The sequence below is a fragment of the Acidihalobacter prosperus genome (assembly GCF_000754095.2).
Classification (GTDB): domain Bacteria; phylum Pseudomonadota; class Gammaproteobacteria; order DSM-5130; family Acidihalobacteraceae; genus Acidihalobacter; species Acidihalobacter prosperus.
This window is the reverse complement of sequence record NZ_JQSG02000002.1, coordinates 426469-441532: the sequence shown is the minus strand read 5'-3', so window position 1 is coordinate 441532 and position 15064 is coordinate 426469. Positions and strand designations below refer to the sequence as shown.

The 15064-nt window shown below is 61.8% G+C and carries 13 protein-coding genes and 2 tRNA genes; 11 read left to right on the top strand and 4 right to left on the bottom strand.

Annotated features, from left to right (window positions below; translation table 11 throughout):
• Nucleotides 1-17 precede the first annotated feature (17 nt).
• Together THPRO_RS06130 and THPRO_RS06125 are read right to left on the bottom strand one after the other, a co-directional pair.
• Nucleotides 18-350 carry an RES domain-containing protein gene (locus THPRO_RS06130; RefSeq protein WP_269085351.1) on the bottom strand — a complete coding sequence of 111 codons (333 nt, stop codon included), beginning with the start codon at nt 348-350 and terminating at the stop codon, nt 18-20.
• Between the two features lie 169 nt (nt 351-519).
• Nucleotides 520-1356, bottom strand: a complete 837-nt coding sequence (locus tag THPRO_RS06125) for a ferritin-like domain-containing protein (RefSeq protein WP_065089358.1) — start codon at nt 1354-1356, stop codon at nt 520-522.
• A gap of 97 nt (nt 1357-1453) precedes the next feature.
• Between THPRO_RS06125 and THPRO_RS06120 the strand changes: the two genes are divergently transcribed.
• From THPRO_RS06120 to THPRO_RS06075, 11 genes are all read left to right on the top strand, one after another.
• A complete protein-coding gene (locus THPRO_RS06120; RefSeq protein ID WP_065089357.1) occupies nt 1454-1945 on the top strand; it encodes a CinA family protein in 492 nt (163 codons plus the stop codon).
• 8 nt (nt 1946-1953) lie between these two features.
• Nucleotides 1954-2499 (top strand): RNA 2',3'-cyclic phosphodiesterase, encoded by a 546-nt coding sequence (gene thpR, locus THPRO_RS06115; protein ID WP_161489938.1) that lies wholly within the window; start codon nt 1954-1956, stop codon nt 2497-2499.
• A gap of 51 nt (nt 2500-2550) precedes the next feature.
• Complete coding sequence (gene recA, locus THPRO_RS06110; protein ID WP_038088443.1) at nt 2551-3591, top strand: recombinase RecA; 1041 nt, start codon at nt 2551-2553, stop codon at nt 3589-3591.
• Entirely contained in the window at nt 3560-4039 is a 480-nt protein-coding gene (locus THPRO_RS06105) for a regulatory protein RecX (protein ID WP_038088440.1), read from the top strand. Before recA ends, THPRO_RS06105 begins: the two co-directional genes overlap by 32 nt.
• 23 nt (nt 4040-4062) lie before the next feature.
• A complete protein-coding gene (gene alaS, locus THPRO_RS06100) occupies nt 4063-6699 on the top strand; it encodes an alanine--tRNA ligase (protein WP_201786946.1) in 2637 nt (878 codons plus the stop codon).
• A 46-nt stretch (nt 6700-6745) separates the two neighbouring features.
• Complete coding sequence (locus tag THPRO_RS06095; protein WP_038088435.1) at nt 6746-7993, top strand: aspartate kinase; 1248 nt, start codon at nt 6746-6748, stop codon at nt 7991-7993.
• A gap of 188 nt (nt 7994-8181) precedes the next feature.
• A complete protein-coding gene (csrA, locus tag THPRO_RS06090) occupies nt 8182-8385 on the top strand; it encodes a carbon storage regulator CsrA (protein WP_038088432.1) in 204 nt (67 codons plus the stop codon).
• A 116-nt stretch (nt 8386-8501) separates the two neighbouring features.
• A tRNA-Ser gene (locus tag THPRO_RS06085) sits at nt 8502-8594 on the top strand.
• Between the two features lie 68 nt (nt 8595-8662).
• Nucleotides 8663-8739: transfer RNA gene (locus THPRO_RS06080), tRNA-Arg, on the top strand.
• Nucleotides 8740-9249: 510 nt separating this feature from the next.
• Nucleotides 9250-9957 (top strand): hypothetical protein, encoded by a 708-nt coding sequence (locus THPRO_RS16620; RefSeq protein ID WP_145930707.1) that lies wholly within the window; start codon nt 9250-9252, stop codon nt 9955-9957.
• 320 nt (nt 9958-10277) lie between these two features.
• Nucleotides 10278-13265, top strand: a complete 2988-nt coding sequence (locus THPRO_RS06075) for a TrlF family AAA-like ATPase (RefSeq protein WP_038088430.1) — start codon at nt 10278-10280, stop codon at nt 13263-13265.
• 384 nt (nt 13266-13649) lie between these two features.
• On the opposite strand, the gene THPRO_RS06070 is transcribed toward THPRO_RS06075, so the two are convergent.
• The gene (locus tag THPRO_RS06070; protein WP_052064178.1) at nt 13650-14780 is read right to left on the bottom strand and encodes an AAA family ATPase; all 1131 of its coding nucleotides are present in this window, start codon (nt 14778-14780) and stop codon (nt 13650-13652) included.
• Nucleotides 14777-14962: a helix-turn-helix transcriptional regulator gene (locus THPRO_RS17155; protein WP_038088427.1), complete on the bottom strand. Its 186-nt coding sequence runs from the start codon at nt 14960-14962 to the stop codon at nt 14777-14779. The genes THPRO_RS06070 and THPRO_RS17155 overlap by 4 nt, the downstream gene beginning before the upstream one ends.
• Between the last annotated feature and the right edge of the window lie 102 nt (nt 14963-15064).

The following is a 15064-nucleotide window of genomic DNA, read 5'->3' as shown; positions in this document are numbered from 1 at the left end:
CTTGGGTAGGTCGGGTATCAGGGGGCTGGGGCGGGAAGGCCGACGTCGACCTCGAAGAGGTCGCGCTCGAATTGCCGGCCATCGTCGCAGTGCGCGGCAACGAAGATGACGCGATCGCTCGTCGTGGTGCAGTGCCATCCGCGCAGGTCGCGGGGGGAGGGGGCGCTGAACGTGTCGGGCGCGAACATCACCAGGTTGCGGCCGCGCGCGGGATCCCGCGCAGAGACGTAGCGGGATGCCTCGACGCCGCTGTGGCGCATGGCATTGCCGAGCCGCTGGGCGTCGGTGTAATCGGTTATCGACGAGACGCGCGCTTCATGGGCATCGCAGGGCGGAGCCTCGAGCCGGATGCCCAGGCTGCCGGCCGCATTGAACAGCGCCTTGGCAGCACACTTTTTCGTCGGTCTGGTCTTGTCACGCCTTCATGGGATCGCGTTGTGTTGGTATATTTTGTTGATTTTGATGAAAATTGTAGCAAATCCAGCAATGCTGGCATGCCGTGTCCGGTCGCTCATCGGCTCATCGGCTCAGCAGATAGCGGGTGGCGGCGCGTACCATGGGTTCGGTCAGGCGGCGTACGGCATCCGGCAGGGCGAGCGGCTTGAGACCCATGTGCACAGCCATGCGGTACGGGTAGTGGACGCGTGCGAGTCGACGTGCCTGCCGGCTGAACTGCCGATAGGCCGCGTCGAAATCCCCGTCGGCGCAGCGCGCGCGATAGGCATGCTTGAAGGCGAAATAGGCGTCCTCGCTGTCGATTTCGCGAATGCGCCCGAATACGGTCCTGAGAATGGCGTGGCGCGGGAGGCCCTCCTCCTCGCGATAGCGCAGAAAGGCCTCATGGAAGCGCTGGTAGTGATAGGTTTCATCGGTGCGAATCCGTTTGGCCAGCTCGCGCAGCACAGGCTCGGGGCTGGCGCGATACAGCATGGTGTATAGCGAGGCGGTGCCGGTTTCGACTATGCAGCGGGCCGCCATTTCCAGTCCGCGCGTCGGTCCGAGCAGCTCGGTTTTGCAGAAGCGGGCGTAATCGGCGTAGAAGCCCCGATAGGCGACCTCCCAGTCGAATGCCGGCCAGACGGCAGCAACGTAGCGGCGCAGGGCGTGGCCATGCTGCATTTCCTCCGGCAGCCATTGTGTGCGGAGCCAGTTTTGCAGGTTGTCGTCGCCTTCGAAATATTCGATCAGATTGTGCGTGTAGAGTTCGGTGGTGATTTCCACGAAGGACGCGGATACGAGAAGATCGAAGTAGAACGTGTCGCTGGCGATCCTGCGCCCGTCGATGGCGTGGAATGGGACGTCTTCGAGATGCCAGTGCGTGTGCGGCGGTACCGTGGGGCGGGTTGCAAGAGACATCGCAAACCTCGTGATGCTGGGGTTAAACGATTGATGTATTGAAGTATATTCCTGATGAATTGACCGTGACGGAAGTTGCGGGTTCATGGGAGGGGCAATGCAGGACGATAGATCGGATGTCGCCGAGCTGCTGGGCAGGGCGTTGTCGGCCAGGGGGATGAGATTGGTGACGGCCGAGTCCTGCACCGGCGGCTGGATCGCCAAGCGGGTGACCGACGTGTCTGGCAGCTCGGCCTGGTTCGAGGCCGGTTTCGTGACCTACAGCAATCGGATGAAGGCGGCCTTGCTCGGAGTGCCAGAGTCCGTATTCGCGAGCGCCGGGGCGGTGAGCGAGGCATGCGTCAGGGCGATGGTCGCCGGTGCGCTCGAGCGGGCAAGTGGCGATATCGCGGTCGCGGTCAGCGGGATCGCCGGTCCGGGGGGGGGCAGCTCGGATAAACCGGTGGGTACGGTCTGGTTCGGCTATGCGCAGAATGGCGGCACGATCGAGGCCGAATGCCATCGATTCGAAGGAAATCGCGACGCCGTCAGACGTGCTGCGGTCGACAGAGCCCTGCGCGGGCTGCTTGCACGCGTCGGGGTTGGATGACGGACGCCGTGCGCGTTTTTTTTGCGCTGTTGCCCGATGAGGCGGCGAGGCGGGCATTGGGCGACGTGGTCGCCGCCTTGCCGCCGCAGGCGGGCCGCGCCGTCCCATCCGCCAATCTACACTTGACGCTGGTCTTCATTGGCGAGGCCGATCCTGCGCGGCTGGCCTGCCTGCATGCGCGCGCTGCCGGCGTGGCCTTCTCGCCGATACGAATCCGGCTCGATTGGCTGGACGGCTTCGCGCGCAGCCGAGTTTGGTGGCTGGGGCCGCACGCGGCCGATGCGGCCCTCCAGTCGTTGGCCGCGCGCCTGGCGGCGGCGCTCGTTCCGTGCGGACCCATGCAGGAGGAGCGCCCCCTGCGCGCGCATGTAACCCTCTCGCACGCGGCCCGCGAGATGCCGGCGGCGGCTCGGTTCGCGCCGATCGAGTGGCAGGCGGATGCGTTCGCCCTGATGGTCTCGCGCCATACGCCTGCCGGCGTGCGCTACGAGGTGCTGGCGCGCTATCCGCAGGATGCGGGCATGCCTTTGTCGGCGGGTCCATCTGTGGGATAATCGACGCCTTTCGGACAGTTGCCGGAACGGCCGGCGGGGAGAGGGTTCAAGGTGGACGAAAATCGGAAAAAAGCCCTCGCGGCGGCGCTTGGACAGATCGAGAAGCAGTTCGGCAAGGGCTCGGTCATGCGCATGGGCGACAGCCCTGCGTCGCGCGACGTGGCGGTGATATCGACCGGTTCGCTTGCCTTGGACGTGGCGTTGGGCGTCGGTGGCCTGCCACGCGGGCGCGTGGTCGAGATCTACGGGCCGGAGTCGTCGGGCAAGACCACGCTGACGCTGGAGACCATCGCGGAGTGCCAGCGAGCTGGCGGCACCTGCGCCTTCGTCGATGCCGAGCATGCGCTCGACCCCAGCTACGCCGAGAAACTGGGCGTGCAGGTCGACGACCTGCTGGTGTCGCAGCCCGATACCGGTGAGCAGGCGCTCGAGATCGCGGACATGCTGGTGCGCTCCGGCGCGGTCGATCTCGTGGTCGTCGACTCGGTGGCGGCGCTGACCCCCAAGGCCGAGATCGAGGGCGAGATGGGCGACTCGCACGTTGGCTTGCAGGCCCGGTTGATGTCGCAGGCATTGCGCAAGCTGACCGCCAACATCAAGCGCTCGAACACCCTGGTTATCTTCATCAACCAGATTCGCATGAAGATCGGCGTGATGTTCGGCAGTCCCGAAACCACCACCGGCGGCAACGCGCTCAAGTTCTACGCCTCGGTGCGCCTGGACATCCGCCGCATCGGTTCGATCAAGAAGGGCGACGAGGTGGTCGGTAACGAGACCCGGGTGAAGGTGGTCAAGAACAAGATCGCGCCGCCCTTCCGGCAGGCCGAGTTCGAGATCCTTTATGGCGAGGGCGTGTCGCGCGAGGGCGAGCTGATCGAGCTCGGCGTGCAGCAGGGTCTGATCGACAAGTCCGGCGCGTGGTACAGCTACAACGGCGAGCGCATCGGGCAGGGCAAGGACAACGTGCGCAATTTCCTCAAGGAGCACCCGGAGATGGCGGACGAGATCGACCGCGCATTGCGCGAGCGTCTGTTGCCCAAACGGGGCGGTGAGGCCGAGCATGCGCCGGCCGGGCAGGAAGTCGACGCCTGAGGCTTCCGCGCGGGAGCTGGCGCTCGGGCTGTTGGCCCGGCGCGAGCACGGCCGCGCGGAGCTGGCTAGGAAGCTGGCGCAACGCGGATTCGGGGTCGACGAGGTCGAACCGACGCTCGACGCGTTGGAATCGCAGGGGCTGCTGAGCGAGGTCCGCTACGTCGAGTCCTACGTGCGCAGCCGGATCGACCGCGGTTACGGCCCCTTGCGCATCCTGGCCGAATTGCGCCAGCGCGGCGCCTCCGAGGCCGCTGCCCGGGAGGCCCTGGCGCTCGATGCGGAAGCATGGCGTGCCCGCGCGCGCCAGTATTACCAGCGGCATTTCAGTGGACCGCCGGCGGACTACCGCGAACGCGCGCGGCGCTGGCGGCATATGCAACAACGCGGATTCGACGCAGACACCCTGGCGACCGTTCTCGACCACGAGGGCGACGGGGATGACGACTAGACCTCAATTATCAATGGACCGACATGATCACGAGTGCTGAGCTGCGCAGGCGATTCCTGGACTACTTCATCCAGCGCGGGCACGAAGCCGTGCCCTCCAGCTCGCTGGTGCCCGGCAACGACCCCACGCTGCTGTTCACCAACGCGGGCATGGTGCAGTTCAAGGACGTGTTCCTCGGGCAGGACCAGCGGCCCTACAACCGGGCTACCACGGCGCAGCGCTGCGTGCGCGCCGGCGGCAAGCACAACGACCTCGAAAACGTGGGCTACACCGCGCGGCATCACACCTTCTTCGAGATGCTGGGCAATTTCAGCTTCGGCGATTACTTCAAGCGCGAGGCCATCGCCTTCGCCTGGGGGTTCCTGACCGCCGACCTCGGCCTGCCGGCCGAGAAGCTGTGGGTGACCGTCTACGAAAGCGACGACGAGGCCGCCGACATCTGGCTCAAGGACATCGGCGTCGACCCGAGTCGCTTCACCCGCCTCGGCGACAAGCCCGGCGGCCGCCCGTTCGAAAGCGACAACTTCTGGACCATGGGCGATACCGGCCCCTGCGGTCCGTGCACCGAAATCTTCTACGATCACGGCCCTGAAGTGGCCGGCGGTCCCCCGGGTTCCCCGGAGGAGGACGGCGACCGTTACATCGAGATATGGAATCTCGTGTTCATGCAGTACGACCGCAACCGCGAAGGCGTGATGACGCCGCTGCCCAAGCCCTCGGTCGATACCGGCATGGGCCTGGAGCGGTTGGCCGCGGTCCTCCAGGGCGTGCACAGCAACTACGAGATCGACCTGTTCCGTCACTTGATGGAAGCGGCGGCGAAGCTGGCCGGGATGACGGAAACCGACAATCCGTCCCTGCGCGTGATCGCGGACCACATCCGCTCGTGCAGCTTTCTGATCGCCGACGGCGTGCTGCCCTCCAACGAGGGGCGCGGCTACGTGCTGCGCCGGATCATCCGCCGCGCCGCCCGCCACGGCCATCGTCTCGGCCTGCGCGACCCCTTCTTCCACCGGCTGGTCGCGCCGCTGGTCGACGAGATGGGCGAGGCCTATCCGGAACTCGCCGCGGCGCAGAACCGCATCGAGAAGGTTCTCGAGCAGGAGGAGGAACGCTTCGCCGAAACCCTGGAGAAGGGGCTCAAGCTGCTGGAGGACGCGGTGGCCGACCTCGGCGGCGCCATGCTGTCCGGCGAGCTGATTTTCCGCCTGTACGACACCTACGGCTTCCCGGTCGATCTCACCGCGGACATCGCCCGCGAGCAGGGCTTCGCGCTCGACATGGACGGCTTCGAGAAGGCCATGGACGCGCAGCGCGAGAAGTCGCGCGACGCCAGCCGCTTCGGGGCCGATTACGGCCAGCAGGCGCAGATCGACGCGCACACCGAATTCAGCGGCTACGTTCGCGCCGAGGATCAGGCCGAGGTCGTCGCCCTGTTGCGCGACGGCGCGCCCGTGGAGCGGCTGGCGGAGGGCGAGAGCGGCGGCGTGGTGCTCGACCGCACGCCCTTCTACGCCGAGTCCGGCGGTCAGGTGGGCGACACCGGCGCGCTGCGCGCAGAGGGCGTCGAGTTCGCCGTCGAGGACACGCGCAAGCGCGGCAGCGCCTTCGTCCACGTCGGCCGCGTGGCGTCCGGCGAACTGCGCGTCGGCGACCGCGTGGAGGCGCGCATCGACGCGGCCCGCCGGCAGGCGATCGTGCTCAACCACTCGGCCACTCACCTCATGCACGAGGCCCTGCGCCGCGTGCTGGGCGATCACGTCGAGCAGAAGGGCTCGCTGGTGACGCCTGAGCGCCTGCGCTTCGACTTTGCCCACTTCGCGCCGGTGAGCGCGGCCGAGCTGCGCGAGGTCGAGCGGCTGGTCAACGCCCAGATCCGCGAGAATCTGGACGCGAGCGCCGACGAGATGTCGCTGGACGAGGCGCGCAAGACTGGCGCCAAGGCCCTGTTCGGCGAGAAGTACGGCGACCGCGTGCGCGTGCTGCGCATCGGCTTCTCCACGGAGCTGTGCGGCGGCACGCACGTGCGCCGGGTGGGCGACATCGGGCTGTTCAAGATCGTCTCCGAAAGCGGCGTCGCCGCGGGCGTGCGCCGTATCGAGGCGATCACCGGCGAAAATGCGCTGAACTACCTCGAATCGGTGGACGAGCGCCTGGATGCCATCGCCGGTCTGCTCAAGACCGGTCGCGACGGCCTGGACGATAAACTGCGCCAGCTGCTGGAGCGCCAGCGCACTCTGGAAAAGGCACTGGACGAGGCGCAGCGCACGCTGGCCGCGCAGGCTGGCGACGAACTGGTTCAGCGTGCCGTCGAGGTCGACGGCATCGCGGTGCTGGCCACGCGTCTCGACGGCGTGGATCCGAAGGCGTTGCGCGAGACCGTCGATCGCCTCAAGGACCAGCTCGGTCGCGCCGCCGTCGTGCTCGCGACGGTCGGGGCCGACGGCAAGGTCAGCATCGTGGCCGGAGTCACCAAGGCCGAGACCGCGCGCGTGCGTGCCGGCGACCTCGTCAACAGCGTCGCCACCCAGGTCGGCGGCAAGGGCGGCGGCCGCCCCGACATGGCGCAGGCCGGCGGCAACGATCCCTCGGGTCTCGACGCCGCGCTCGCGGCCGTGCCCGCCTGGGTCGAGACGCAGCTCAAGGCCGTCACTTCCTGAGACTCCATAGAAATGCGCCGGCTGACGGCGCCACTGCGGGATCCATATGGCATTTATTGTTCAGAAATACGGCGGCACCTCGGTAGGCGCGCCGGAACGCATCGAGGCCGTGGCCGACAAGGTCAAGGGCTTCGTGGACGAAGGGCACCAGGTCGTGGTCGTGGTGTCGGCCATGTCTGGCGAGACCAACCGGCTGATCGAGCTTGCCCATGCGATCGATCCCAAGGCGCGTGGCCGCGAGCTCGATGTTCTGTTGTCCACCGGCGAGCAGGTGACCATCGCGCTGTTGAGCATGGCGCTGGCCAGGCGCGGGTGTGCGGCGCGTTCCTATACCGGTTCGCAGGTGCGCATTCTCACCGACAGCGCCTATAACAAGGCGCGCATTCTCGACATTGATCAGGCGCGGGTACGCGCGGATCTGGAGGCGGGCCGCGTGGTGGTGATCGCGGGTTTCCAGGGCGTCGATGCCGAGGGCCATATCACCACGCTTGGCCGCGGCGGCTCGGACACCACCGCCGTTGCGCTGGCCGCGGCCCTCAAGGCCGACGAGTGCCAGATCTACACTGACGTCGATGGCGTCTATACCACCGATCCGCGTGTGGTCGACGATGCCCGCCGTCTCGATCGCATCACCTTCGAGGAAATGCTCGAGATGGCGAGCCTGGGCTCCAAGGTCCTGCAGATCCGCTCGGTCGAGTTCGCCGGCAAGTACAACGTGCCGCTGCGTGTGCTGTCCAGCTTCAAGGACGGACCCGGCACCCTGATCACCCTCGAGGACAATACCATGGAAGACGCCCTGATCTCCGGCATCGCCTTCAGCCGCGACGAGGCCCAGCTCACGATCACCGGCGTGCCCGACGAGCCTGGCATCGCCTATCGCATCCTCGGCGCGATTGCCGAGCTGAACATCGAAGTCGACATGATCGTGCAGAACGTCAGTGCCGAAGGTTTGACCGATTTTACCTTCACAGTCCACCGTAACGACTATGATCGTGCCATGGATCGTTTGCGCGAGGTCGTCAAGGACATGAGTGCGCGCGAGGTGGTCGGCAACACCCGCATCGCCAAGATTTCGCTGGTCGGCGTGGGCATGCGTTCGCATGCCGGCATTGCCAGCAAGATGTTTGGTGTGTTGGGACAGGAAGGTGTCAACATCCTCATGATCTCCACCTCCGAGATCAAGATTTCGGTGGTCGTCCAGGAAAAATACCTGGAACTGGCCGTCCGCGCCCTACACGATGCCTTCGATCTCGCCCGACATCCTGAGGAACGTACCGACCTGCCGAATGCCTAACCCAGGCAGTCTGGGCCGTATCGACGCAAGGGCGATGCTCGTCCGCATGGCCGGCACGAACGATTCGGCGGGTTGATGCGGAGCAGTTCGCGCCGGGCCGCCCACCGCGTGTCGCAGCACATGTCGGTGGGACGCCCCGTCGGCGGATGGAATGTCCGGGTGACGGACGACAGGAGCAGGAGGCTGAGATGCTGATATTGACGCGTCGGGTGGGTGAAACGCTGGTGATCGGCGATGCCATCGAGGTGACCGTGCTGGGTGTCAAGGGCAATCAGGTGCGGCTGGGCATCAAGGCGCCCAAGGATGTCACCGTGCACCGTGAGGAGGTCTATCAGCGTATTCACGGCGAGGTTCCGCCCGACGGCGATGTCGGAGGGGCGGGCGGCGATTGAAGCCCGTGGCATGGGCGTGTTAACACGCCCATGCCAGCCGGCTTTACCTATCGTCCCCCGCCGGGTATCCTTACGCCCTCTCGCGCTCCAGAGGCGGGAGGAGGTCGAGATAAACTGGAGAGATGGCCGAGAGGCTGAAGGCGCTCCCCTGCTAAGGGAGTATGGGGTCAAAAGCTCCATCGAGGGTTCGAATCCCTCTCTCTCCGCCATATACAAATAGATACATTGCGTCAGCTTGACGGCGAAGAAAAGCTTCACCATAATTCGCCACCTTTACGCGCCCGTAGCTCAGCTGGATAGAGTACCTGGCTACGAACCAGGTGGTCGGAGGTTCGAATCCTTCCGGGCGCGCCATATAATCAAGGGGTTAGAGATTTCGTCTCTAATCCCTTTTTTATTTCTACACTCTCTGGGTTACACCTTGGGTTACACGTCGCGGACGTAAGGGCCTGGCTAGGGGCTCAGAAGCGTTGAGGCCTCATCGTCATGTGCGGGCGCTATGACCTTCATTCAGATCCCCGAGCCGTTGGGAAGTGAAGTGTTACGACCTAGTTGAACTCAACGGTTATCGTTCCTCATACAACATTGCCCCAGCAGCCTATCGCGGGCATCACTCAGCGTAAGGGAGACCGGCGCCTCGGTTATCCAGTCATCGCCAGGGTTAACAGGCCGATCATGCATCGCACGCGTAGATGTGCGGTAGGCCTTATTCCGGCCAAACAGCGGGCACTGATCCTTCGTCCGATTACGTCATTAGACCGTCTGTTTCTGAATGCGGAAACTATGTACGCCTCGAAAATGTCTAGGGAACTGGTGGGGCTCTCGGAGCTCAGGTCACCCGCCAACCAATGCAGGGGAGCTCTCGTGAATAAGATCAACACGAAGAAGATCATCTCTGACTACTCTGGTCGCATCACTGCCAAACGCGCGTCGTTCGATCGCTTAGTCGCGCACGTGATGGGCACGCCAACAGAGCTTTCAGATCTAAACTTCCTGTGCGAGAACTATCTCGCCTCAATTTATGTAGAGTTTGAGTGTCTGGTCTCAGATCTCTTCCATGGCTATATAAACAACAGCAACAAAACATATCTCTCCAATATCGAATCAAAGATCAAAAACTCTATAAGTAACAAGTATTCGCCTTGGCACGCAACGCACACGAACTTCAGCGGTCCTAAGCACATTGCGTCCGCTCAACTTTCAAATCTTCTTGATCCAACCAGCTGGAATGTAACGTTTAAAGACGTGGCGGCTATGCAAGTAAGAGCTAAAGAGTGGCTCGCGCCAACTCATGAAAAGGCGTTTTCCGCTCTCTCAGCTTCGGACGTGGCTCTAGTCGATGCAGCGCACGCTATCCGAAATTGCATTGCCCATAACAGTGCAAGTTCTAGGAAAGTCATGAACAATAAGGTTCGCGCTCTTGTTACTGGGCCGACATGCACGAACTCGGGGCTTGAGATCGGCACTAATAACATTAATTCGATTGGTAAGTACCTTCGGGTCGCGACACCCGGGGGCATGCGGATAGGTGTGTACTCAGACAGGCTAAAAGCCATAGGAGCATCGCTTTAAGGTGTGGTAGCAACTCTTCAAGCCGACCGATCACAGCTTTGACCCCGGCGGCTGATAATTCCGCTGAGCTCTAAGGCAAGCTGCGGCTCAGGTGGATCGTTAACCGGGTGTTTTGCTGTCTAGAGCGGACGGAACTATGATCGGCACACGACCTGCAGGAGAGGGCGACTAGAGACGAAGTGGGCAACGAGACGACTTAGAGTGGCTACAAGAGAACGCCTGAGTTTGCGCTCTTGGTAGCATTCATCTTCTAGTTCAGTTTTATCGACTCGACGCAACCTACAGACTGATGGGCAGAACCGACCCCCGCCCCGGAGCAGATGAAGACATCATACGAAGTGCAAAGCGAACGAGGCTCCGTCTGGCATCGATGGGACCCTCACATCCACACGCCCGGCACCGCTCTGAACGATCAGTATTCCGGTTCGGATCCTTGGCCAGCGTTCTTAGACGCCATTGAAACGTCGAACCCCCCGATTCGTGCGATAGGGATCACCGACTACTTCGGCATTGAAGGCTACGAGCAGGTTGTCAACGAAAAGCACCGTGGGCGTCTGTCCGGGGTCGGCTTGATCTTTCCCAACGTTGAATTGCGACTGGGCATCGAAACGAGGAAGGCATCGGCAGTCAACATTCACCTGCTCTTCTCACCGCACGACGTCGACCACGTAGACCGGATCAAACGTTTCCTGTTGGAGTTTGAATTCATCTATTTGGGAGAGTCCTACCGCTGCCAGCGCAGCGACCTGATTCGCCTGGGCCGCGCCCATAACCCCGATCTGACAGATGACGATGCGGCCCGATCCGAAGGCGCCAACCAGTTCAAGGTGAACTTCGACCAGCTCAAGCAGGCATTGTCAAAAAACGAGTGGGTTAAAAAGAACACACTAATCGCTGTCGCCGGCGGAGAGAAGGACGGGACGTCTGGTCTGCGCGACGCTACCGCCTCGTTCGCAGCGCAGCGAAAAAATGTCGAGGGCCTTGCCCAAATTATCTTCAGCGCCAATCCTCAGCAGATCCGCTTTTGGCTGGGCAAGGGTTCACTCACCGTCGAAGAACTCGAAAGCCAGTACAACGGCTGCAAGCCCTGCCTGCACGGCTCCGATGCGCATTCCGTCAGCAAGGTCGGACAGCCTGATGGAGATCGCCGTTCATGGATCAAGGGAGACCTAGTGTTCGAGGCGCTACGCCAGGCCTGCATAGAACCCGGAGAACGCGTTTTTGTCGGCGCCGAGCCACCGCGCGGCGCATTGGACGGCCAGACCATTAGGTCTCTGTCTGTAGCGAATGCCCCTTGGATTGCGAACGATTGCGTTGTGCTGAACTCGGGGCTGGTTGCCGTAATCGGCGCGCGAGGATCCGGAAAAACCGCCTTAGCTGATCTAATTGCGGCAGGCGGTCTTGCTCTCTCCCCTCACTTGAACGAGCGTTCCTTTATCCTGCGCGCGAAAGAATACCTTGGGAACAGTAAAGCCGAACTGCAATGGGCGTCTGGTGAACAAACTGGCAATGAACTTACGCAGACCGATATGGAGGAAATGCTGGCCAGTCCTTATGTCCAGTATTTGTCGCAGCAGTTCGTTGACCAGCTCTGCTCAGCGGAAGGCTTGGACGATGCGTTGGTCACCGAGATCGAACGGGTGATCTTCAATGCCCACCCAATCAATGAACGACAAGGCGCCACTTCTTTCCAGGAGTTTCTGGGCCTTCGTTTGGAATCATCGCGTCAGAAGCGTGAGCGTCAGCAACAGGCCCTGACCAAGGCATCAGCGGATCTCACCGACGAGCGTGTTAAAAAGGACGCCCTCAAGGCACTCGAGAAGGAGCGGGACGAGAAGGCGCGTGCGATCAACAAGGACAAAACCGACCGCAAATCGCTGGTTGCCAAGGGCAACGAAGAGCGCGCGAGGCGTCATGAACAGGTATCGCTCGCGGTCGATGCGAAGCGACAATTGGTAGACCAAGCGAAACGCCGACACCAAACCCTGCTTCACTTGCAAAACGACGTGCGCGATTTCCGAGCCCGTCAGGCGTCATCTCTGCTCGCAGACCTGAAACAACTGCGCGAGGACGCCGATCTCAGCGCCTCTGACTGGGAAGCCTTCAGGCTCGATTATGCCGGCCCGGTCGACGCATTGCTGACTGAACGCATCGAACAAGCGAAAGTTGCTGTGGCTGCGCTGAACGGCCCTGTGAGAACAGGTTCGGAGGCTCAGACCAATGTTGATCCGACTGTTGCGTTGATTCCCGAGAACGCCAACCTGGAAGATCAGCCGCTCTCACTCCTTGAGCAGGAGCTCGCTCGCCTGCGCAAGTTGGTTGGTGTCGACGAACAGAACGCCAAACGCTTCGCCACGCTCTCGGAAAAGATCACCAAGTCCGAGACCGCGCTACGCAACGTGGTCCGGCAGATCGAACGCATTCACGGTGCAGACGAGCGGATTCGCGCGCTGATCGAAGCGCGACGCAGCTCATATACCGCCATCTTTGAAGCAATCGTTGAGGAAGAGCAGGAACTTGCGAATCTCTACGCGCCTATAAAGACGCGTATCGACGAGGCGGCCGGCTCCTTGTCGAAGCTGTCGTTCAATGTGCGTCGGAAGGTCAACCTTGCTCAGTGGGCTGCCAAGGGAGAGGCACTGTTGGACCTACGGACGGCCGGTCCTTTCAAGGGGCGCGGCGAGTTGCTTAAGTCGGCACGCATTGGACTGCTGGCGTCATGGGAATCCGGTGACGCTGAAGAAGCCGCAGCCGCCTTGCTCCGTTTCGTTAGGGACAATGAGGGGGCGCTCCGAACCCACATGCCGGAGAACGCTGAGTTACGCGCTTGGGCACGCAATATTTCAGACTGGCTGTATAGCACCGATCACATCACCGTTGGCTACGGAGTGCAGTATGACGGTGTAGAGATTGAGCAGTTGTCACCGGGCACGCGCGGTATTGTTTTGCTCCTGCTGTACTTGGCAGTCGATGCGGAAGATGACCGACCACTGATCATCGACCAACCTGAGGAGAACTTGGACCCTCAGTCCATCTATCAAGAGCTGGTGCATCGCTTCCGAGACGCTAAGAAGGGACGCCAGATCATCATTGTTACGCACAACGCCAACTTGGTGGTGAACACCGATGCGGATCAGGTGATCGTGGCGAAGTGCGGACCGCACAGACAAGGACAGTTGCCGCTCATTACGTATGAGAGCGGGGGTCTCGAAAACCCCCACATCCGGCAGCACGTGTGCGATATCCTTGAAGGTGGAGAGCAAGCTTTCAAAGAGCGCGCCAAACGTTTGCGGGTGAGTATTCGATAACCATTGAAGGGGACAGACTGCGGAGATCTGTCCTCAATCGGATTCAGTTTCTGATCTCGACGACCATTAGCGGTCAGTCTCTTGTCAAAATGTGCCGCAGTCGTTTGAAAAAGGTGGCGACTCTCTATCGTAGGGCCGTTATTCGAGATGAGCTTCTGATGGTCCACGGGAAGTCCAGACGGGTGTTTGTCAAAACCCAGTAACCGAAATGGTTCTATATTTCGTTGCGTTAGCGCGACGCTAATAAAATCAAACGGCGTAAATTTCATGCCTGCCATCTTTTCCAAAACATTGGCGGATGGCAGGCATGGCCGCTTTGAATAGTCCTGCCGGCTGAAACCCGCATAGGAACCCATTTCTGCCATGGTTCTCATCTCTGCCACCCTAATTTTGTTGGCAGATGGCTGGCACAGATGCCGAGAACGTCCCTTTGGGCATGACCCACTTGGATTGGCGATCTTTGCCGAACCCTGTGCATACGCTTTCGACCCCGAGGGCGTTCCTTGCTCGGTGCAGCGTCCGTTCGGAGATACCTTCGCGCCTGGCTTCTTTGATGACCTGCTGGGACGGCAGCGGGCCCGAGCTCAAAAAGTCCCGCAGCCATGTTTCGGCTCGCGTCTTCTCCGGTGCACTAGTGGGTGTTTCGATACCGTCGTCCGACAGCGTCTCGGCCGATATGAGCAGCGAACGCGCCGTGCCCTCAATAGGGTCGCCCCAACGGACAAGAGAGGTGCAAAGGCCCGGATACAGGGCGAGTTCTGTTTCCTCGATCTCGTACTGAACACCACCACCGTCGATCCCGATATTGGACTTGGCGCGCACAAGTAGTCGCGCGGGCCCTTCAGGATGGTCATCGGGGCGGCGCGCGGTGACCAGTACGATACGTGCCAATGCTCCAAATGCCAGCGACCCGGTCACGCGGTCCAAGGGTTCGCGGCCTGCCGTACCCTTGGTGAAATGTGTAATGCCGACCAGGGCGCAGCCCTGAAGCTGTGCCAGATTGACCAACGGGGCCAGGGCACGGCGCGTCTCAGCGTTCTTATGGCTGTCACCGGCCACAGCGGACACAATCGGGTCCACGATCAGCAGAGCAGGGGGCTCGGGGAGCTTGGCGAGCGCTTCCGCGAGTTTGCCCACGTCGGTTGCCGGATCAAATGTGCGTGCGCCGTTATCCTCATGCACTGAGCCAACGAAGTGGACTCGCTCCGTATCGGCTCCGGCTGCCAGCAGGCGAGGGGTGAGCGTATCCGCAGGATCATCCTCGCCGGACCAGATGACAACGCGGCCAGGAGCCGTAGGTGCTCCATCCGGCCATGCTGTGCCGCGTGTGATGATCGCAGCCATGGCCAGCGTGAGCGTTGTTTTTCCAGTGCTCGGTGCGCCAGCGAGGATGTGCAGCTTTCCGCGTGCCAGCCAACCGGGCCACAGCCAGTCAATCGGCTCAGGCTGAATGCTGGATGCGTTGATCAGTTCTAGTTCGGAATTTTGATCTATCTGCGCCAGCCCTCGACTCATTTGGCACCTGCCCGGCGTTCGATGAAGGACACCAGCACATGCTCGGGTTGTCCGGAGGCCTGTTTGGAGATTTGCACAGGAGCGGGCAGTTCGCCGGCCTTGATCAAGCGCCAGTAGGTACTCGAAGAAATACCCAGATAGTTCCAGGCGGCCTTGTTACGGATGATGCGATGGCTTTGCATTCGTTGACTCCAGTTGATGTTGTAGAGTCAGCATGTCATTGCCACCTTTGGTAAGGCGAAGCGGGCGGATTGATTGGATTTTCTGTTTACCTACAGGCGATT